This window comes from Bosea vaviloviae (assembly GCF_001741865.1).
GTDB classification, from domain to species: Bacteria; Pseudomonadota; Alphaproteobacteria; order Rhizobiales; family Beijerinckiaceae; genus Allobosea; species Allobosea vaviloviae.
Window position 1 is genome coordinate 2,586,197 of sequence record NZ_CP017147.1, and the last position, 18,491, is coordinate 2,604,687.

The 18,491-nt window shown below is 65.7% G+C and carries 21 protein-coding genes; 11 read left to right on the forward strand and 10 right to left on the reverse strand.

Annotation, left to right across the window (positions count from 1 at the left end; translation table 11 throughout):
• Nucleotides 1-151 precede the first annotated feature (151 nt).
• A complete protein-coding gene (locus BHK69_RS12045; RefSeq protein WP_069690311.1) occupies nt 152-637 on the forward strand; it encodes an META domain-containing protein in 486 nt (161 codons plus the stop codon).
• A 263-nt stretch (nt 638-900) separates the two neighbouring features.
• Here BHK69_RS12045 and BHK69_RS12050 read toward each other — a convergent pair whose 3' ends face one another.
• The 3 genes from BHK69_RS12050 to groES form a co-directional block, all read right to left on the reverse strand.
• Complete coding sequence (locus BHK69_RS12050) at nt 901-2,994, reverse strand: ABC transporter ATP-binding protein/permease (RefSeq protein ID WP_069690312.1); 2,094 nt, start codon at nt 2,992-2,994, stop codon at nt 901-903.
• 259 nt (nt 2,995-3,253) lie between these two features.
• Nucleotides 3,254-4,891: a chaperonin GroEL gene (groL, locus tag BHK69_RS12055; RefSeq protein WP_069690313.1), complete on the reverse strand. Its 1,638-nt coding sequence runs from the start codon at nt 4,889-4,891 to the stop codon at nt 3,254-3,256.
• Between the two features lie 47 nt (nt 4,892-4,938).
• Nucleotides 4,939-5,226 carry a co-chaperone GroES gene (gene groES, locus BHK69_RS12060; RefSeq protein WP_069690314.1) on the reverse strand — a complete coding sequence of 96 codons (288 nt, stop codon included), beginning with the start codon at nt 5,224-5,226 and terminating at the stop codon, nt 4,939-4,941.
• Nucleotides 5,227-5,444: 218 nt separating this feature from the next.
• Here groES and BHK69_RS12065 point away from each other — a divergent pair, with 218 nt between their 5' ends.
• A complete protein-coding gene (locus BHK69_RS12065; protein WP_069690315.1) occupies nt 5,445-5,900 on the forward strand; it encodes a MarR family winged helix-turn-helix transcriptional regulator in 456 nt (151 codons plus the stop codon).
• Between the two features lie 66 nt (nt 5,901-5,966).
• Nucleotides 5,967-6,434, forward strand: a complete 468-nt coding sequence (locus BHK69_RS12070) for a PaaI family thioesterase (protein ID WP_069690316.1) — start codon at nt 5,967-5,969, stop codon at nt 6,432-6,434.
• Nucleotides 6,435-6,436: 2 nt separating this feature from the next.
• Here BHK69_RS12070 and BHK69_RS12075 read toward each other — a convergent pair whose 3' ends face one another.
• Nucleotides 6,437-7,045, reverse strand: coding sequence for a LysE/ArgO family amino acid transporter (locus BHK69_RS12075; RefSeq protein WP_069690317.1), 609 nt, complete (start codon nt 7,043-7,045; stop codon nt 6,437-6,439).
• A gap of 99 nt (nt 7,046-7,144) precedes the next feature.
• Between BHK69_RS12075 and BHK69_RS12080 the strand changes: the two genes are divergently transcribed.
• Nucleotides 7,145-8,050, forward strand: a complete 906-nt coding sequence (locus tag BHK69_RS12080; RefSeq protein ID WP_069690318.1) for a LysR family transcriptional regulator ArgP — start codon at nt 7,145-7,147, stop codon at nt 8,048-8,050.
• A 39-nt stretch (nt 8,051-8,089) separates the two neighbouring features.
• Here the strand turns inward: BHK69_RS12080 and BHK69_RS12085 are convergent, their stop codons facing one another.
• Complete coding sequence (locus BHK69_RS12085) at nt 8,090-8,917, reverse strand: helix-turn-helix domain-containing protein (protein WP_069690319.1); 828 nt, start codon at nt 8,915-8,917, stop codon at nt 8,090-8,092.
• Nucleotides 8,918-9,001: 84 nt separating this feature from the next.
• Here BHK69_RS12085 and BHK69_RS12090 point away from each other — a divergent pair, with 84 nt between their 5' ends.
• Together BHK69_RS12090 and BHK69_RS12095 are read left to right on the forward strand one after the other, a co-directional pair.
• Nucleotides 9,002-9,502: a hypothetical protein gene (locus BHK69_RS12090; RefSeq protein WP_069690320.1), complete on the forward strand. Its 501-nt coding sequence runs from the start codon at nt 9,002-9,004 to the stop codon at nt 9,500-9,502.
• A 23-nt stretch (nt 9,503-9,525) separates the two neighbouring features.
• Nucleotides 9,526-9,900 (forward strand): VOC family protein, encoded by a 375-nt coding sequence (locus tag BHK69_RS12095; protein WP_069693589.1) that lies wholly within the window; start codon nt 9,526-9,528, stop codon nt 9,898-9,900.
• Between the two features lie 115 nt (nt 9,901-10,015).
• On the opposite strand, the gene BHK69_RS12100 is transcribed toward BHK69_RS12095, so the two are convergent.
• A complete protein-coding gene (locus BHK69_RS12100; protein WP_069690321.1) occupies nt 10,016-10,474 on the reverse strand; it encodes a DUF3237 domain-containing protein in 459 nt (152 codons plus the stop codon).
• Nucleotides 10,475-10,598: 124 nt separating this feature from the next.
• Between BHK69_RS12100 and BHK69_RS12105 the strand changes: the two genes are divergently transcribed.
• Nucleotides 10,599-11,456, forward strand: a complete 858-nt coding sequence (locus tag BHK69_RS12105) for a LysR family transcriptional regulator (RefSeq protein WP_069693590.1) — start codon at nt 10,599-10,601, stop codon at nt 11,454-11,456.
• Nucleotides 11,457-11,615: 159 nt separating this feature from the next.
• On the opposite strand, the gene BHK69_RS12110 is transcribed toward BHK69_RS12105, so the two are convergent.
• Entirely contained in the window at nt 11,616-12,458 is an 843-nt protein-coding gene (locus BHK69_RS12110; protein ID WP_069690322.1) for a DMT family transporter, read from the reverse strand.
• Entirely contained in the window at nt 12,455-12,958 is a 504-nt protein-coding gene (locus BHK69_RS12115; RefSeq protein WP_069690323.1) for a GNAT family N-acetyltransferase, read from the reverse strand. Before BHK69_RS12115 ends, BHK69_RS12110 begins: the two co-directional genes overlap by 4 nt.
• Nucleotides 12,959-13,104: 146 nt before the next feature.
• Between BHK69_RS12115 and BHK69_RS12120 the strand changes: the two genes are divergently transcribed.
• Both BHK69_RS12120 and BHK69_RS12125 read left to right on the forward strand, forming a co-directional pair.
• On the forward strand, nt 13,105-13,401 hold the full coding sequence (locus tag BHK69_RS12120; RefSeq protein WP_069690324.1) for a nucleotidyltransferase family protein: 297 nt from the start codon (nt 13,105-13,107) through the stop codon (nt 13,399-13,401).
• The gene (locus BHK69_RS12125; RefSeq protein ID WP_199579117.1) at nt 13,401-13,754 is read left to right on the forward strand and encodes a HepT-like ribonuclease domain-containing protein; all 354 of its coding nucleotides are present in this window, start codon (nt 13,401-13,403) and stop codon (nt 13,752-13,754) included. The genes BHK69_RS12120 and BHK69_RS12125 overlap by 1 nt, the downstream gene beginning before the upstream one ends.
• Nucleotides 13,755-13,763: 9 nt before the next feature.
• Here BHK69_RS12125 and BHK69_RS12130 read toward each other — a convergent pair whose 3' ends face one another.
• A complete protein-coding gene (locus tag BHK69_RS12130) occupies nt 13,764-14,528 on the reverse strand; it encodes a sulfite exporter TauE/SafE family protein (protein ID WP_069690326.1) in 765 nt (254 codons plus the stop codon).
• Nucleotides 14,529-14,666: 138 nt separating this feature from the next.
• On the opposite strand from BHK69_RS12130, the gene BHK69_RS12135 reads away from it, so the two are divergent.
• A complete protein-coding gene (locus BHK69_RS12135; RefSeq protein WP_069690327.1) occupies nt 14,667-16,097 on the forward strand; it encodes a lipopolysaccharide biosynthesis protein in 1,431 nt (476 codons plus the stop codon).
• Nucleotides 16,098-16,491: 394 nt separating this feature from the next.
• Nucleotides 16,492-17,292 carry a L,D-transpeptidase gene (locus BHK69_RS12140; RefSeq protein ID WP_083269275.1) on the forward strand — a complete coding sequence of 267 codons (801 nt, stop codon included), beginning with the start codon at nt 16,492-16,494 and terminating at the stop codon, nt 17,290-17,292.
• A gap of 362 nt (nt 17,293-17,654) precedes the next feature.
• On the opposite strand, the gene BHK69_RS12145 is transcribed toward BHK69_RS12140, so the two are convergent.
• On the reverse strand, nt 17,655-18,488 hold the full coding sequence (locus BHK69_RS12145) for a DUF2076 domain-containing protein (RefSeq protein WP_083269842.1): 834 nt from the start codon (nt 18,486-18,488) through the stop codon (nt 17,655-17,657).
• Nucleotides 18,489-18,491: the final 3 nt, after the last annotated feature.

The window sequence follows — 18,491 nt, forward strand, 5'->3', positions numbered from 1 at the left end:
GCTCAGGCCCCATAAATCCCGCAATTCGGGTCCATGGCTCACCTTCCTGATTGATCCCGGAACAATACGCCGTTACGCGCTTTCAACAGGGAGAACCCGTGCGCTATCGTCACGGGCGTGACTGCGGATGTAGATGACTGCGGGTGATAGAATGACGAACCGACGCCTTGGCTATGCCGCCCTTCTCGCCGCACTCGTACCGATGGCTTCGCTCATCGCGGGGCCTGCCGAGGCCCAGCGTCGCGGTAGCGGCCGGGCCGCACCCCAGGAGCAACAGCAGCAGATTCCGTCAGCCCAGCAGGAGAAGTCCTTCCCGGTCGGCGCCTCCTGGGCCGCGAGTTCGCTGAACGGCAAGCCGATCTCCGACCGCCGCGCCACCTTCCTGATCGACGCCAATCTGCGCGGCACGGGCTTTGGCGGCTGCAACACCTTCTCGGCTGCCGCTTATCCGCTGCGCCAGCAGGGCCTCGCAGTCGGGCCGCTCGCCCTGACCAAGCGGGCTTGCGAAAAGGGCCTGCTCGATTTCGAGCGCGCCTATCTCACCGCGCTGCGCGCCGCCCGCAGCTGGGACCTCGTCGACGGCAAGCTGATCGTCAAGGGCGCGGCCGGCGAACTGCGCTTCGATCGCGGTCTCTGAGCGTACGCTTCGATAATCTGCACTGTTGTTCCGGGGCAGGCCGCAAGCCTGAGCCCGGAACCCATGGACACGCCACTATCCGTCATGGTCGGGCTTGTCCCGGCCATCCACGTCTTCGCTGGTCAAGGCCTGTGTTCAAGACGTGGATGCTCGCCACAAGGGCGAGCATGACGAACTGGAGAGGCCTCGTGGTTATGGGGGCGGGCCCATGGCTGCGCCATGCCCCGGCATGACGGCGTGTTTCCGAGCACAAACAACCTGCCCTAGCCGACCATCTCGCGGCTTTCCGCCTTGGGGCTGAAGGTGCCGTCCTCGTTCGGCTGCATGATCACGATCGAATCATGCATCGCCCGCAGCGTCGAGCGATGGCCGATCGAGACGATCCTGGTCTGCGGCAGCGCCTGCTCCATCGCGGCATAGATCTCGCCTTCGAGCTTCTCGTCGAGCGAGGCCGTCGCTTCGTCCAGGAACAGCCAGTCGGGCTTGGCCAGGAGGGCGCGCGCCACGGCCAGGCGCTGTTGCTCGCCGCCGGAGAGCCGCTGGCCCCAGAGATCGACCTCGTCGAGCCGCTCGTAAAGGTGGCCGAGCTTGGTCAGCTGCATCGCCGCCTTGATCTCGGCCTCGTTATAGGTATCCAGCGGCGCGGGATAGGCAAGCGCCGCACGCAGGCTGCCTTGCGGCAGATAGGGGCGCTGCGGGAGCAACATGATCTCGGCACCGGCCGGGATGCCGACCTTGCCCTGGCCGAAGGGCCAGATGCCGGCAATGGCGCGAAACAACGTCGACTTGCCCGAGCCCGAGGGACCGATGACCAGCGTCCGCCGGGTCGTGCCCAGGTCGAGATCGTTGACGCGCACGATCGGCTGGCCGTTGGGCAGGCTCAACGTGGCTTCATCGACATGCATTGCATCGCCCTTGGCGGGCACCTCATGGATGCCCTTGTCGCCGGCATTGGCGGCCTGCGCCTGAGCGATCGCAGCCTCGAAGGTGGTGAGGCGGTTGATCGAGGCGACATAGGACGCGATCGACTGATAGCGGTCGATGAAGAAGGACATCGCGGTCTGGACCCGGTCGAAGGCCGAGGCGACCTGCGTCATGATGCCAAGCGTGATCTTGCCCGAGAAATAATGCGGCGCGAGCAGGATATAGGGCACGACGACATTGGCCTGGCCGAAGGAGAGCGTGAAGGTGGTCAATCGAACGCGCGCCCAGACGAGCCTGTAGAAATTGCTGACGATGTCGCCGAAGCGCTCGCTCAGATGCTTCTGCTCGGCATTCTCGCCGCGCATGAGGGCGATCTGCTCGGAATATTCGCGCAGCCGCGCCAGCGAGAAGCGGAAATTCGCCTCGCGCTTCTCCTGTTCGAATTCAAGCCCGATCAGCGGCTTTCCGATCATATGGGCGATCCAGGTCGCCGCGACGGAATAGATCAGCGCCATCCAGAAGATGAAGCCGGGGATGGTGATGTCCGTGCCGGGCAGGACGCTCGCGACCGGGATCGACCACAGGATGATCGAGAAGGAGACGAGCGTGGAGACCTGGGTGAGCAGGGGCAGCGCGAAATTATAGGTCTGGTTGACGAAGGCGCGGGTGTCCTCGGCGATGCGCTGGTCGGGGTTGTCGGCATTTCCGGCGAGCGAGACCCTGTAGTGATTGGAATTGCCGAGCCAGGCGGCGCTGAACTTCTCCGCCATCCAGCGCCGCCAGCGGATCAGCAGCGTGTAGTTGGCGACGATTTCGATCAGGTTGGAGACGACTGAGATCGCCGCCCAGACGCTGAACACATAGATCAGCTGATACCAGAAGCTCCCCGCATCCTTCTCCTGGATCGCGTTGTAGAAATCGCGGTTGAAGAAGGACAGCCTGAGCGAGATCGCGACCTGCAACTGATTGAGGACGACCAGGAAAACCAGCAGGAGCGTGCCGAGGCGGCCGGCGCCGATCCGAAACGGCTTCAGGGGCCACAGATGTCCCGTGGTCAGCTCCGGGGCCTCGAAATAGGGCGAGGCCAGTCGCGCGATGCGCGCGATGCCGGGGACGAAGGAGATGGCGTAGACGATCAGGCCGAAGACCGCGATCGTGATCGTCAGGCTGGCCGGCGGCACGAGCGCCTGCCAGGCCTGAGGCCAGGCGCCGGATTGGGCGACCAGGAAGGCCGCGCCGGTGAGCACATACTCGACGCCGAAGATGATCGAGAAGATCCTGAGGAAGGTCGCGATCGCGACGGCCCGCCATGTCGCCGCGGCAAGCAGCAGGCCGATGACGCCCATCCCGATGGCTCCGGCGCTGCCGCTCTGCTGGCCGAGGATGAGGGCAATCACGGCAAGCACGGCGACGGCGATGCTCAAAGGGCGCATGGGCGAGGATCCTGCGGGAATGGCGGGGGATGACGAGATGCCATCGCGATTCTGACCATGTCGCAGAGGATGCGGCCATTCAATGGCGGCACCGGAAGATCAGCAAATTGTCATCGGCCGGACATGAAAAAGGCCCGGCTTGCGCCGGGCCCTCGTATCGTTTTCCAGAGTTGGAAAGCGTGGATCAGAAGTCCATGCCGCCACTGGAACCGGGCATGCCCGGTTCCAGAACCCTTGGAAGATGGGCGTTTGGATTTCCTCAGAAATCCATGCCGCCCATGCCGCCGCCGCCCATCTGGGGCATCGGGGAGTCCTTCTTCGGCAGCTCGGCGATCATCGCCTCGGTGGTGATCAGCAGGCCAGCGATCGAAGCCGCGTCCTGGATCGCCGTGCGCACGACCTTGGTCGGGTCGATGATGCCCATCTTGACCAGATCGCCGTAGACGCCGGTCTGGGCATTGTAGCCGTAGGCGTATTCCTTCGACTCGAGGAGCTTGCCGACCACGACCGCGCCGTCATCGCCGGCGTTGTCGACGATCTGCTTGGCAGGCGACATGATCGCCTTGCGGACGATCTCGACGCCGGTCTTCTGGTCGTCGTTCTGGGTCTTGATCGCCTTGACGGTCGAGAGCGCGCGCAGGAGCGCCACGCCACCACCAGGAAGAACGCCTTCTTCCACGGCCGCGCGGGTCGCGTTCAGGGCGTCGTCGACGCGGTCCTTCTTCTCCTTGACTTCGACTTCGGTCGCGCCGCCGACGCGGATCACCGCGACGCCGCCGGCGAGCTTGGCCAGACGCTCCTGGAGCTTCTCACGGTCGTAGTCCGAGGTGGTCTCCTCGATCTGCGCCTTGATCTGCGCGACGCGGCCCTCGATGTCCTTCTTCTTGCCGGCGCCGTCGATGATCGTGGTGTTCTCCTTCTCGATGCGCACCTTCTTGGCGCGTCCGAGCATGGCGAGCGTCACGGTCTCGAGCTTGATGCCGAGATCTTCCGAGATCATCTGACCGGCGGTCAGGATCGAGAGATCCTCAAGCATCGCCTTGCGGCGATCGCCGAAGCCCGGAGCCTTGACGGCCGCGACCTTCAGGCCGCCACGGAGCTTGTTGACGACGAGCGTGGCCAGAGCCTCGCCCTCGACGTCCTCGGCGATGATCAGCAGCGGCTTGCCGGTCTGAACAACGGCCTCGAGGATCGGCAGCATCGCCTGGAGCGAGGACAGCTTCTTCTCGAAGATGAGGATGTAGGGGTCTTCCAGCTCGGCGACCATCTTCTCGGCGTTGGTGATGAAGTAGGGCGAGAGATAGCCACGGTCGAACTGCATGCCCTCGACGACGTCGAGCTCGGTCTCGGCGGTCTTGGCTTCCTCGACGGTGATGACACCCTCGTTGCCGACCTTCTGCATCGCGGTCGCGATCATCTTGCCGACCGACTCGTCGCCGTTCGCCGAGATGGTGCCGACCTGCGCGACTTCCGCGTTGGTCGTGACCTTCTTGGAGTTCTTCTTGAGGTCGGCGACGATGGCTTCGACAGCCAGATCGATGCCGCGCTTCAGATCCATCGGGTTCATGCCGGCGGCAACCGACTTCAGGCCTTCGCGCATGATGGCGGCGGCGAGAACGGTGGCGGTCGTGGTGCCGTCGCCGGCGGCGTCGTTCTGCTTCGAGGCCACTTCGCGCACCATCTGGGCGCCCATGTTCTCGAACTTGTCGGCGAGCTCGATCTCCTTGGCGACGGTGACGCCGTCCTTGGTGATGCGCGGGGCGCCGAACGACTTGTCGATCACGACGTTACGGCCCTTGGGACCGAGCGTGACCTTGACGGCGTTGTTGAGGATTTCGACGCCGCGCAGCATGCGGTCACGTGCGTCGGTGGAGAACTTGACGTCTTTGGCAGCCATAAGAGCTACTCCTTACATGAAAACGGGGATGGGCGGTCGCTTGGCGTTCAGCCGATGACGCCCATGACGTCGGATTCCTTCATGATCAGGAGATCCTGGCCATCGATCTTGACCTCGGTGCCCGACCACTTGCCGAACAGGACGCGATCGCCCTTCTTGACGTCCAGCGGGGTCAGCTTGCCGGCTTCGTCGCGGCCGCCCGGGCCGACGGCGATGACTTCGCCCTCTTGGGGCTTTTCCTTGGCGGTATCGGGGATGATGATGCCACCCTTGGTCTTCTCTTCGCCATCAAGGCGACGGACCACAACGCGGTCATGCAGCGGACGGAACTTCATGGTTCTGTCTTCCTCTTGGATCTAATTTCGATGCGGGCGCAATCTCAAGAACCCGCGATGGGCACCTGTTAGCAGTCTCGGATGTAGAGTGCTAACCGATGGCGCGGAGATAGGCGCGTCCCCCCGGAGAGTCAAGAAATCATCCCGCCTTAAAGTGAACGCGGGCGTGACGCCGGAGGCTTGCTGCCAAAGCTGGTTGAACACGCTAGCATGGCGAGATGACGACAAACGCGCCCGATCCCCGGCTCGACGATATCGCCCGTTCCTGCGTGGCGCTGCATGTGCGCATGACCGCGCGGGCGGTGACGCGCGCCTATGACGAGGCGATGCGCCCGAGCGGGTTGAAGATCACGCAGTTCGTGCTGCTCTCGGCTCTGAGCACCGGCGCCTGGCGCTCCGTCACCGAATTGGCCGAGCGCTTCGCCCTGGAGCGCACCTCGCTGACCCGCAATCTGCAATTGCTGGCGGCCGAGGCGCTGATCGTTCCCGTGGAGTGCAAGGGCCGCGCCTCGGTCTATGCGGTCACCGAAAAGGGCAGGGCGGCGATCGAGGCCGCCATCCCCTATTGGCAAGCGGCGCAGGAGCGGATCGCGGGCGGGCTCGGCAAGGAGCGCTGGAGCGAAACCCGCGAGGGCCTGAAAGCGCTGCGCCGCGTCGCACGCCTGGCGGATTGAGACGCGGCTTGACCGGCGGCCCTTTCGCCACTTATCGTGTATCTACACAATAGGCCGGAGGCAGCGATGGCGCGCAAGTTCGGGGTGGTGACGCGGGACGTGCTGCTCGCCGAGGACGGGCTCGGTTTCCTGCGCGGTATAGTCGAGGGCCGCCATCCCGGCCCGCCCATCGCGGAGGCGATGGATCTCGATCTCGTCGAGGTCGAGGAGGGGCGCGTCGTCTTCGTCGGCAAGCCCTCGGCGCGCTTCTTCAATCCGCTCGGCACGATCCATGGCGGCTGGACGGCGACGATCCTCGATTCCGCCATGGCCTGCGCCGCGCACACCACGCTGAAGGCGGGCGAGGGCTACACGACGCTGGAGATGAAGCTCAACTATGTCCGCCCGGTCATGCCCGATAGCGGCACGGTGCGCTGCGAGGGCAAGCTGATCCATCGCGGCGGCAGCGTCATCACCAGCGAGGGCCGGTTGACCGATGCGCGCGGCAAGCTGCTCGCGCATGGCTCCGAGACCTGCATGGTGCTGCGCGGCTGAGATCAGGTGCTCAGCGCCAGCCTGGCCGCGATCATCCACATCGTGGCGGCGATGGCGGCCTCCAGGGCCCGCCATGCTGACGGCTTGGCGAAGAACGGGCGCAGCCAGCGCGCGCCATAGCCGAGCCCGAAGAAGAACAGGAAGGAGGCGGTGACCGCGCCCGCGCCAAAGGCGGGTTCGAACCCGGGAAACTGCGTCGAGATCGTGCCGACCAGCACGACGGTGTCGAGATAGACATGCGGATTGAGCCAGGTCAGCGCGAGACAGGTTATCAGGGTCTGCCGCAGGCCCGCCGCCTCGCCATCGCCGGTGACGAGCGCCTCATTGGAGCGCAGCGCCGCATGCAGGCTCTTTGCGCCATACCAGAACAGGAAGGCCGCCCCGGCGTAACGCATCACCGGATCGATCCAAGGCGACAGCTCGGAGATCTGCCGGAAGCTGCTGACGCCGAGCGCGATCAGCACGGCGTCCGACAGCGCACAGGCGAGGCAGACGGCGAGGACATGCTCGTTGCGCAAGCCCTGGCGGAGCACGAAGGCGTTCTGCGCGCCGATCGCGAGGATCAGGCTCAGGCTCACGCCGAGGCCCGTCAGATAGACCGTCACGTTCATGCTGTGGCTCTCCGGCTGCCGGGGTGGCATCGGAGCTAGCTGCCGCCACGGGATTAGGGTAGTTAATGCTGCTAAGGCAGATTAAGCGGTGCTAATGCCATGCTCGATTACTCCGCATTGCGCGCCGTTGCCGCGGTGGTCCAGGCCGGCAGCTTCGAGCAGGCCGCCCACAGCCTCAATGTCACGCCATCGGCTATATCGCAGCGCGTCAAGCAGCTCGAGGAGCGCCTCGGACTGGTGCTCATCGTCCGCGGCGCGCCCTGCGTCGCGACCGAGAAGGGGGCATGGCTGTGCCGGCATATGGAACAGGTCGGGATGCTCGAAGGCGAATTGCTCAGGCATTTGCCTGCCGCCGGGATCGGCGCTGCCCGCCACAAGGTCACGCTGCATGTCGCGACCAATGCCGATAGCCTCGGGACCTGGTTCCTCAAGGCCGTCTCGCATTTCACCCGGCGCTCCGAGCATCTGCTGAACCTCGCCGTGGACGATCAGGACCATACGGCCGAGTGGCTGCAGCGCGGACATGTGGTGGCCGCGGTGACGAGCCTGGGCAAGCCGGTCCAGGGCTGTCGGCGCGTTGCTCTCGGCGCGCTGCGCTATCGCGCGACGGCCAGTCCCGATTTCATGGTGCGGCATTTTCCAAAGGGCGTCACGCCAGACGCGCTCGCCCTGGCGCCGGCCCTGACCTTCAACCAGAAGGACCGTCTGCAAGGCCAGTGGCTCCAACAGGTCGTCGGGCGGAAGTTCGCTCATCCCACCCATTGGCTGCCATCGACGCAAAGCTTCGTCGATGGCGCCGTGATGGGCATAGGCTGGGGCATGAATCCGATCCAGCTCGTCGACCAGCATTTGCGCTCAGGCCGCCTGATCGAGCTGATCCCCGATACGCCGATCGACATTCCACTGTTCTGGCAGGTCAATCGCCTGTCCGCCGATCATCTGGCGGAGTTGACCCGCGAGGTCGTCGCCGTTGCCAGGAGCGAGCTGGTCGACGGAAAGCTGTGAGCGGGCGGCCTGAACAAGGGCGCATGGTCCTAACAGCTTCTAGGCGGAGCGGCGGCCCTGGCTCGCGCGATAGGCGCTGGGGCTTTTGCCCATCGCCAGCCGGAAGTGGCGGTTGAAGGTCGAGAGATCGCCGAATCCGCAATCGAAGGCGATCTGCGCGACGCCGTGCTCCGAGCCGCGCAGCAGGAGCGCGGAGCGATGCAGGCGCGTCCTCAGCAGGAACCGGTGCGGCGTCATGCCGATCAGCGCCTTGAACGTCCGCAGGAAATGATACGGGCTCATCGCCGCCTCGCGGGCGAGTTGGGTCAAGCTCAGCGTCTCCTCGGAGCGCGCCTCGATGCACCGCAGGGCCCGGGTGATGCGGCTGGTGTCACGCGCCGTCGGCGCGGCGGTTGCGGGCGGCTCGTCCGCGAGCGTTGCCGCCACCGCACCGGCTAGCCGGACGGCGAGCTCCTCATAGGCGGCAGCGCCGCCGCCGCTGGTCGCCGTCTCGGCCATCAGATCCGCAAGTGCCGGAGATGGCGGCAGATGGGCGCGCGAGAAAGCAAGCCGCCGCACGCTAGGGACGCCGGCAAGGATGTCTTCCAGATAGGCCGGATCGAACTGGAAGGCGAGGCAGCGGTCGCCAGCCGCATGCTCGTGGCCGCACTCGAAGCAGGCTCCTTGATTGCCGAGCAGGAGTGCGCCCGGCGCGAGCAGCGCGGCGCCCTGGGCGGAGCGGTAGCTGAAGCTGCCGCTGGTTACCGCCGCGATGCAGCAGTGAGAGTGTTGTTCCTCGAAGGCGCGGTCGTCCGGCCCGGCGGTGCAGATGATGTCCCGCACGCGCCAGCCGGGGCCCGAGGCCAGAAGATGCGAGGTCGCAGTCATCGCCGCAGTTTAGCAATTTTCCCCAAGCGCCGGGAGGGGCGGGGGCTCTATCCCAGGGAACATGTCCTCAGCGGGAGCCCGAACATGGCAGCAGCGTCAGCGCCCTTCCTCGACATGCTTCACGCGGATGCGCCTGCGCCTGACAGGGTCGGCGGGATGGCGCTCTATGGCTGGCTCATCGGTGCCTGGACGATGGACGCCGTCATTCATGCCGATGATGGCGCCCGGCACGAGGCCAAGGGAAATATCGGCTTTGGCTGGGTTCTGGAGGGGCGCGCGATCCAGGATGTCTGGATCCTGCCCGGCTTCTTCCACGGCACGACGCTGCGGGTCTACGACCCTGCGCTCGATGCCTGGCACATCCTTTGGAGCGACCCGCTGAAGCAATATTACGCGCGCCAGATCGGCCGCGCCGAAGGCCGTGACATTGTCCAGCTCGGCAAGACCGGGGACGGCGTCGCGATACGCTGGCGCTTTACCGAGATCGCGCGCGATTCCTTTCGTTGGCTTGGCGAATCCTCGCCCGATGACGGTGTGAGCTGGAGGCTGCAGGCCGATGTCCAGGCACGCCGTACGACCCACTGACCCGCTCTGAAAAGGAGATGACCATGCTCGATCATGTTTCCATCGGCGTTGGCGAGATCGCCCGCTCGAAGCGCTTCTACGATGCCGCGTTCGGCGCGCTCGGCTATCGCTGCCTCAGCGAGGACGAGGGCTCATTGGGCTATGGCCGGGACGCTGTCGCCTTCTGGCTCGGCGCGGTCGCGACGCCGGTGCCGCCCGACCCCGGCTCGAACCTGCATTTCTGCTTCGTCGCGCCGACGCGGCAGAGCGTGGATGCGTTCCATGCCGCCGCGATCGCGCAGGGCGGAGCGGATAACGGCCGGCCCGGCCTGCGGGAATCCTATGGTCCCAACTACTATGCGGCTTTTGTGGTCGACCCGGATGGCTATCGCATCGAGGCCTATTGCGCCGCCGCCTGAGATCGAGGCCGTCAGCGCCGGCTGACCGCGATCGCTGCCGCTGGGATCATGATCAATGGGCGTTCGAGACGCGAGCGCTATGGTTTTCATCCTGTCCCGGCACGAGGCCGGCGCCTTAGAGCACTTCGAAGACGTCGTATTCGACGCCGCCCGGACATCGTCCGCCCATCGCGACCGCGACAATACCGTTGAGCCATGCGTGCGCAGGCGCGGCGGTCTCGAAATACGGCGTCGTGCGCAGATAATACTCGGAAGCGTCGACCGTTTCGCCGCGCCCCAGACGCTCGTCGACGGCGTCAGGCGCGCGTCTGACACCGCGATAGGTCATGAGGATGAGATCTCCGTCATCGGCGACCAGCAGGAGCCTGACATCTTGCTGAAATGTGCCATCGGCGCGAGCAAGCAGGAGATCGGAGCCGATCATCGGTGATACCGCGCCGTTCAGGCGCTCTCCACGGAAGTGTCCGCCCGAGACGGGAAAGATGCGCCGGCCGCCGGCCGGCGTCCGGCCTAGATCCAGCGGCGGGTGAAGGGTGATCAGGAGTGTAAACAGGTGTCGAGATTGCAGGGACATGACCAAGCTCCTATTCTTGCCCCGACCCTGAACCAGGGCGCCCTGTCTCCAAAACGAGCTTTGCTTGTCGTCATCACAAGAGAAACTGACCAGTAGAGATTCTGGTCATGTGAAGAAGCTGATCATGCGGCCCTCCCTGGAATCTCTGCGAGTCTTGGAAGCCTGCGTCTCCGCCCGGAGCTTCGCACGGGCGGCCGAACGCCTGTATCTGACGCCGGCGGCGGTCAGCCTGCGCATGCGTACGCTGGAGTCCGAACTCGGCCAGCCGCTTTTCACGCGTGCTGGACGGCGGGTGGTCCCGACGGTCGCCGCCTCTGTGCTGGCGAGCCACGTCCGCAAGGCGCTGGATGGAATTGCCGGCGCGCTCGATGAATTTCAGGCGGCGACGCCACCGCTCAGGCTCACGGCGCCGCCGACATTCGCATCACGTTGGCTTGCGCCGCGTCTGGCGCGCCATCCTGTGCCGGGAGCGCCCGTCATCGAGGTCGACGTTTCCGCGGATATCCGTGACCTTGGCGCGTTCGACGTCGCCATAAGAACCGGCCGCGGCGGATGGGCGGGGCTTGAAGAATATCGGCTTGCGCCGGTTGAAGTGACGCCGATGCTGGCACCGTCCCTGCTCGGGGCGCGGACGCTCGATGCGCCGGAGGCGCTGGCTGACTTCGACCTTTTGCCGCATCCCGACTGGGATCAATGGTTCAAGGGTGCGCAATGCGGGGTCGCGCAGGGCCTGCGCTTTGCGGCGGTCGATTACCCGACGCACGAGCTGGACGCCAGCGCGGCGCTGGCGGGCGTCGGTGTGGCGCTGTTGTCGCCCTTGTTGTTCCGGCCGCTTTTGACTGAGGGCGTGTTGATCGCGCCGTTCCAATACGTGCTGAGCGGGCCGGCCTGGCATTTTGCGCTGATGCGCAACGACGACCCCCGCCTGGCGCCCCGGCAGTTTTGCGCCTGGCTTTGCGAGCAGGCCCGGGAGGCGGCATGATCGCGGCCGGAGGGATGAGGCGGCCTGCCCGTCATTGCGGCCATGGCCGCCGACATCAGCGGAAATCCGGCAGCTTCGCATCGACCCTGTTGAGGTGCGGATCGCTGATATGGACGTCCAGCGTCCGCAGCCCTTTCGGCGGCGAAGCGCGCTCCGCGCCTACCTCCGGCTGACCGCGATCGCGCCCGCGACGATCAGCAGGGCGCCGGCAAAGGTCGTGAATAGCGGCACCTCGGCGAACATCAGGTAGCCGAGCAGACTAGCCCAGATCAGCGCGGTGTATTCGAGCGGCGCGAGACGTGACGCCTCGGCGCGGGCATAGGCGGAGACCAGCATGAAATGCCCGCCGACCGCCAGCGCGCCGGCAAGCGTGTAGGTCGCGATGTCGGCCCAGCTCATCGGCACGAAGGCGAGCGCGGCGGGGATGGCGAGGCACAAGGCCGGCCCGCCATTCTGGAACAGCACGATGATCGCCGGATGCTCCTTCTGCGCGATGCGCCGGAGCAGGACCAGATTGAAGGCATAGGCCACGGCCGAGAACAGGGCGGCGGCGACGCCGAGCTCGGCGTTGCTGACATGGCCCTGCAGGCGCGGCCAGACCATGATGAGCATGCCGGCGAGGCCGAAGCCGAGTGCCTGGAAGACGCGTCCGCCGAGCTTTTCCTTGAGCAGGAGGGCGCCCAGCAGCGCGACGAAGACGGGGGCCAGGAAGGAGAGCGTCAGCGCCTCCGCCATTGGCAGGACCGAGAGCGAATAGAAGAAGCTGCTGGCGGTGAGCACGACGACCGGAACGCGGATCGTATTGCCGATCAGGCTTGCCCGCGTCGGGCGCGACGGGCGGGCGATCGCGACGAAGATGAGCGCGAACAGGCTGCCCATGGCGAAGCGCATGAACAATGCCAAGAAGAAGGGGTGCGCGCGCATCTGCCCCTTGACCACCGCATCCATGGCGGTGAGCAGCGCGATGCCGAGAACGGCACGAAGCGCCGTCGGGAGCGTCATGCCGTGTCTCCGGTCAGGCGCTTACGGAAATGATACTCCCAGGTCTCGGAAACGTCGGCGAGATAGCGCGCGGCCGGCCAGCGCACGAAACCGAGTTTCTCGTAGAAGCGGTGGCCGCGCGCGAAGCGCGTATCGGACCACAGCATCATCTCATCATAGCCGCTGGCCTCGGCGAAGCGCAGCGCTTCAGTGAACAGCGCCTGCGCCAGGCCGGAGCCGCGAAAGGCCGGATCGGCATAGACCTTGGTGATCTCGGCCGCGTTCTGCTCCGGCACGGGCGTGACGCCAAGCGAGCCGGCGATGCCGCCGCCCGGCGCCTCGGCGATCCAGAGCCGGCCGCCCTTCCCGGCGAAATGACTGGCGGGCGCGCGCAGTTCGGGAAACTCCGACCATTCGAAAAAGCAATTCGGATACTCCGCGAAGCTCGCGGCGATGAGGGTGGCGAGCGGCTCGGAATCGGAATCGCGAGCGTCGCGGATGGGCGGGAGCAGGGAGTTCATGTGCTTGGCAATAGCCGTGCACCACCCGGACGGGAAGCGGCATGGGGCGCTTCTGGTCATTCGAGCAGCGCATGATCGTAGCGCCTGAACAGGACGATCTGGCCAGGGCCGTTTCGCGTGACGTCAAACATTGCTAAAATCGCATCATGAAGCGCGACGATGCGATCAGGCAGCTGACGGCCCATGCCGACGCCGTGAAGGCGATGGGTGCAACCGCGCTTTATCTGTTTGGATCGACGCTGCGGAACGAGGCGTCCGAGGAGAGCGACCTCGATCTCTTCATCGATTATGACCAGGCGACCAAATTCTCCCTTCTCGATCTTGCTGGCATCAAGCTTTATCTCGAAGACGAGTTGCGCCTGCCGGTCGACGTCATGACGCGCGATAGCTTGCACCCGCTGCTGAGCGAGAGCATTCAGCAAACCGCGATCCGCGTTTTCTGATGCGGCGCAACCCGCTTGTCGCCGTTTTCGATATCGAGACTGCGATCGCGGGAATCGTCGAGTCCACGAAGGACAAGACCTTTGCGGCGTTTCATTCCGACTGGCTGCTTCGCCATGGCGTCCAGCGCGGGATCGAAATCATCTCCGAAGCCGCGCGGCGCCTGCCGCCGGAGGTTCTTGCATTTCATCCCGACATTCCCTGGCCGAAGATCCGCGCCGTAGGGAACATTCTCCGCCACGAATACCAGAGTGTTTCGGACGAAATCATCTGGAGCGTGGTGCAGAACGACCTACCCGAACTGCGCAGGGTCATGGCGGAAATCCGGGTGCGCCTCGAGGCCGGGCTCGAATGACGGGCCGGCTCAGCGCAACAGCGCGAGCGCCGCATCGACCGACAGCTTCGCCGCGGCGACCGCGAGCAGGCCATAGCACCAGATGAACAGCGTCTTCTGGTCGAGCTTGCGATGCACGACATGCCCGAGCCAGATGCCGATCGGCACGGCCGGCGCGAGCGCAAGCGCGCCCCACAGGGCATCCGTATGCTTCAGCCCGAGCGCGAAATAGGGCGGCAGCTTCAGCCAGTTGCCGAGCGTGAAGAGCGCGATGGTCGTGCCCACCAGCGTGCTCTTGGGCAGGCCGCGCCTGAGCAGATACATCGCGACCGGCGGTCCGCCCGCATGCGCGACGAAGGTGGTGAAGCCCGAGGCCGTGCCGGCGAGCAAGGCGAGCTTGCCCGAGACCGGGCGCGAGCCCGGAGCCGCGAGCCGCCCCTTCAGGAACCATTGTGCGGTGAAGGCGAGCGTCGTCAGCCCGATCAGAAGCGTGACGATGCGCGGATCGATCCGGACGAAGACGAGATAGCCGATGCCGATCCCGACGACGAGGCCGGGCAAGAGCCAGACGAGATCGGGCTTCGACCAGGTCGAGGCGCCGAAGCTGCGCAGCGCCATCATGTCCATCAGCGAGACCAGCATGGCGACCATGATCGCAGCGTCGAGCGGTTCAGTGACGATCGCCAGCAGCGGAATGCCGAGAATGGCGAGCCCGCCGCCAAAGGCGCTCTTGCCGATGGCGATGACGAGCGTCGTCGCCCAGCCGACGAGGTAGAACAGCGGTTCGCTCGGCATCAGATGGTCTCGACGCCTTGCTGCGCTGCTTCCGCTTGGAAAACCGCATCCGGCCCGCTAGGCCAATAAGACGGCACGATTCCGGTTTTCGCCTGAGTCGAAGGACCTTTGCCGCATTGGCGCCGAGACCGAGACGACATGACCGTCCTGCTGCCCTTCGTCATCAATGCCGGGCTGAACTTCGTCCTCGGTCTGCTCATCGCCCTCTTCCTCGGCCCGGCCGAGTTCGGCCGTTACGCCATAGGCGCGGCCATCATCGTGCTGGTCAATACGGCGCTGCTCGACTGGCTGAAGATATCGGCCCTGCGTTTCTATTCGCTGACGACGCGCGAGACCCAGCCCGAGATCCGCGCGACACTCGACCTCCTGGTCGCGGGCATCAGCGTCTCGCTCTGCGGCCTGCTCGTCGTCGCCGTTGCGGTTGGCATCGACTTCAAATTGCCCGCGATGCTGCTTGCGGCCGCTGTGCTGGCCGGGATCGGGGCGGGGCTGTTCGACTATCACGGGGCGATAGCCCGGGCGCGCTTCCTCGATGCTGCCTATGCCCGGCTGATCATCGTCAAGAATATCATGGCGCTGATCCTGATGGTCGGCGGGGCCTGGCTGACGCGGGATCCGACGGTTGTGCTGCTCGGCGGCCTGCTCAGCGCCGCGGTTTCGCTCCTGGCGGTGCGGCGCGCGCTCGCCGACGCGCCGCTCTCGCTTTCGGCCGCGCGCAAGGACGTCGCCTGGGGCTTCTTCGTCTACGCGCTGCCGCTTGTCGCCGGCAATGCGATCTATTCCTTGATCCCGCTGCTCAACCGCTCGCTGCTGGCCGATGCGCAGGGCTATGCCGAGGCCGGCTATTTCTCGCTGGCCTCCGATATGGGTTTGCGCCTGTTCGGGACGCTGGGGGCGACGCTCGAGATCGTGCTGCTGCGCGAGATCATCCGCCTCGACGAGACGCGTGGCCGGATCGCCGCGCAAAAGCGCATCGCCAAGAACGTCCTGCTCGTGCTGATGGTCGCCTTGCCGGTCGCGGTCGGGCTGTGGATGGTGCTGCCGGCCTTCGACCGGTTGATCGTGCCGCCGAGCTTCCAGGGCCGTTTCGCCAACTACATGGCGATCCTGATCCCGGGCTTCGCGGCGATCACGATCTTCCAGGCCGCCTTCTATCCGGTCTTCCTGATCGGCAAGCGCACCGGCATCGCGACGTTCGCCGCGCTGCTCGGGCTTGGCGTCAATCTCGCGCTCGGGCTCGGCCTGGCGTCGACGCTGGGGCCGGCCGCCTATGCCTTCGGCCAGACGGCGGCCTTCCTGGTCGTGCTCGCGGTGATGGCGACGGCGTCCTTGCGCGTGCTGCCGGTTTTGCCGCCGCTGCGCGATTGCGTCCTGGTCGTGCTGGCGGCGGCTGTGATGGCGGCCGTGATCTGGCCGTTGCGGCGGCAATTCTCCGCCCCGATCGAGCTGGCCTTGCAGATCTCCATTGGTGTGGCGGTCTATGGCGCGCTCATCCTTGCCTGCGACGTCGCGCGCTGCCGCACGACGGCGAGGCTCTGGTGGGCGAGCCGGCGAATCGGGCGCAGCTGAGAGACCCTGTAGACGCTTGAAGCGAGAGCGACGCGCGCAGCGCAGCGTGGCGTTGCGTTCATGAAAAGCCTGAGAACATCAAGTTCGATGGCACCTCGCTCGAGATCGGCGTCGTCGTCGCTAAATTGTCGTCGGCGGTGAGCCTTTACGCGGCGGCCGGCGACACCAGCGCGCTGGGCGGCAAGGATCGGCGCTCGGTGCAGGGCAATCTCGGTCTGCGCGTGACCTGGTGAGCAACGCTTCGTTCACCCTGTCCCTTGCCGGATCGCTAAGGTTAATTCGTTGATTTAACGGAATTAACCGCCTGCCGCACGCCGCAGAGTCAACGATTCACCATTCCTTCTCCTGCCTCTCGGCAGGCTCTTCGGCAGGTTGATGTCGAGAGAGTTGCGTTATGCGTCCAGTCCTTCTCCTGCCGCTCACCGCCCTTGTGCTGAGCGGGCCGGCCCTCGCCCAGAACTATGCCCAGCCGCTGCCGGGTGATCCGATGGCGACTGCCTCCTCGGGACGGGCCAATTACGGCGGCGGTTTCATCGAGATGCTGATGACCGGCCGCGACCCGACGCCGATGGGCCGGGGCGGGGCGGTCTATAATCGCCCGGGCGCCTACGCCACCTATGGCCGCAGCACCGAGCCGGCAGCCTATCCGGCCGACCCCTTCGAGCCTGCGGCCCGGCCGCGCACGCCCGGCCGCCGCATGGCCGCGCTCGGCGAGCCCGTCGAGATGGAGCGCCCGATCGAGCGCGTCATCGATCCGCGCTTCCGCAAGCAGGAGGTCGCTTACGATGGCCCGCACAAGCCGGGCACGATCATCATCGACACGCCGCAGCGCTTCCTCTTTCTGGTCCAGCCGGGCGGGCGCGCCTTGCGCTACGGCATCGGCGTCGGCCGCCCCGGCTTCTCCTGGGCGGGCATGAAGACGGTCAGCCGCAAGGCGGAATGGCCGAGCTGGACGCCGCCGGCCGAGATGCTGAAGCGGCGCCCCGACCTGCCGCGCTTCATGCAGGGGGGGCCTGAGAACCCGCTGGGCGCGCGCGCCATGTATCTCGGCTCCACGCTCTACCGCATCCACGGCACCAATGAGCCGCACACGATCGGCCAAGCGGTCTCCTCGGGCTGCATCCGCATGACCAATGACGATGTCACGGATCTCTACGAGCGCGTCCGCGTCGGCGCGAAGGTGCTGGTGATCTGAGCCTGCACGGCGCGCCAGAGGCTTGGTGCGTTTGCCATATAGCCTGAACCGTCATTGCGAGGAGCGTGAGCGACGAAGCAATCCAGAAGGGCTCGCGCAAACCTCTGGATTGCTTCGCTGCGCTCGCAATGACGGGTGAGGTCGCGCGAAAATTGCTTGGATAAAGCGGAAGCCCGCCCGGCGCGAACCGGGCGGGCTTCGTGTTTGTCGGCGCTGCTTTTCAGCGGCGGTAGAGCCGGATGATTTCAGACGGAATCACGAAGTGATGCCATCTGAAATCTGAATCCGTCTCTCATCTTAAGAGTTAGAGCAGGATCAATGCGAAAAACCGGTTCCCACTTTTTCGCATCCTGCTCTAGCGATCAGGTCCAGCTATCGTCGTCGTCCCCGGCGAAGCTGGAGCCGTCGTCATAGCCGTCATCGGCGGGCGTGTCGGTGCTGGCGTTCTGGTAGTTCGCCGGGTTGGACGAGCCGTCGTTGTAGTTGGCATTGTCGCCGGCATTTTGCGTGCTGGCGGCATCGTTGCCCTTGGTGGCGTCGGGCGTCGGCGGGTTGAGCTTGGCGCTGTCCGAGATCGAGTTCAGATCGGACGCCTTGGCCGCTCCCGCGCCCGCGCCGTGACCGCCGAAGGCGTTGGTCAGGACATTGCCGAGCATCATGCCGCCGGCGACGCCGGCCGCGGTCGTCAGCGCGCTCGCCATGAAGCCGCCGCCACGCGCAGCGGGAGGCTGCTGCGCCCCCTGGCCGGCCCAGGGACCGGGCTGCTGCGGCTGCATTCCAGGCTGCATCGGAGCAGCCTGCATCGCATTGGGCTGCGGACTGTTCCAGGGTGATGACGGCTGCCCGGCTCCGCTCTGCGGAAAAGCGGGAACAGAGCCAGGGCGCTGCGAGGCATCCGGGGGCTTCGTTCCGCTACCGAAGATGCCGGAGAGGAACCCGCCGGATTGCGGCGGAGCCTCTGCCTGCCGGTTCTGCAGATCGCGCATCTGCGCCTGCAGATCCTCGACCTGCGCCTGCAGGTTGGTCAGCGCTTGTTCCTGCACATAGACGGCCTGCGCCATGGCGTAGGGCGCATAGGGCTGCTCGCGCAGGCGGTCTGAGATGAAGCGCTCAGCCTCGGGGTCGCGGGGCTGGTTGGCCGCCTGTTTCAGGCGGTCGAAAATCCCGGCGATCACGTCGCGTTCTTGCGGCGTCATCGT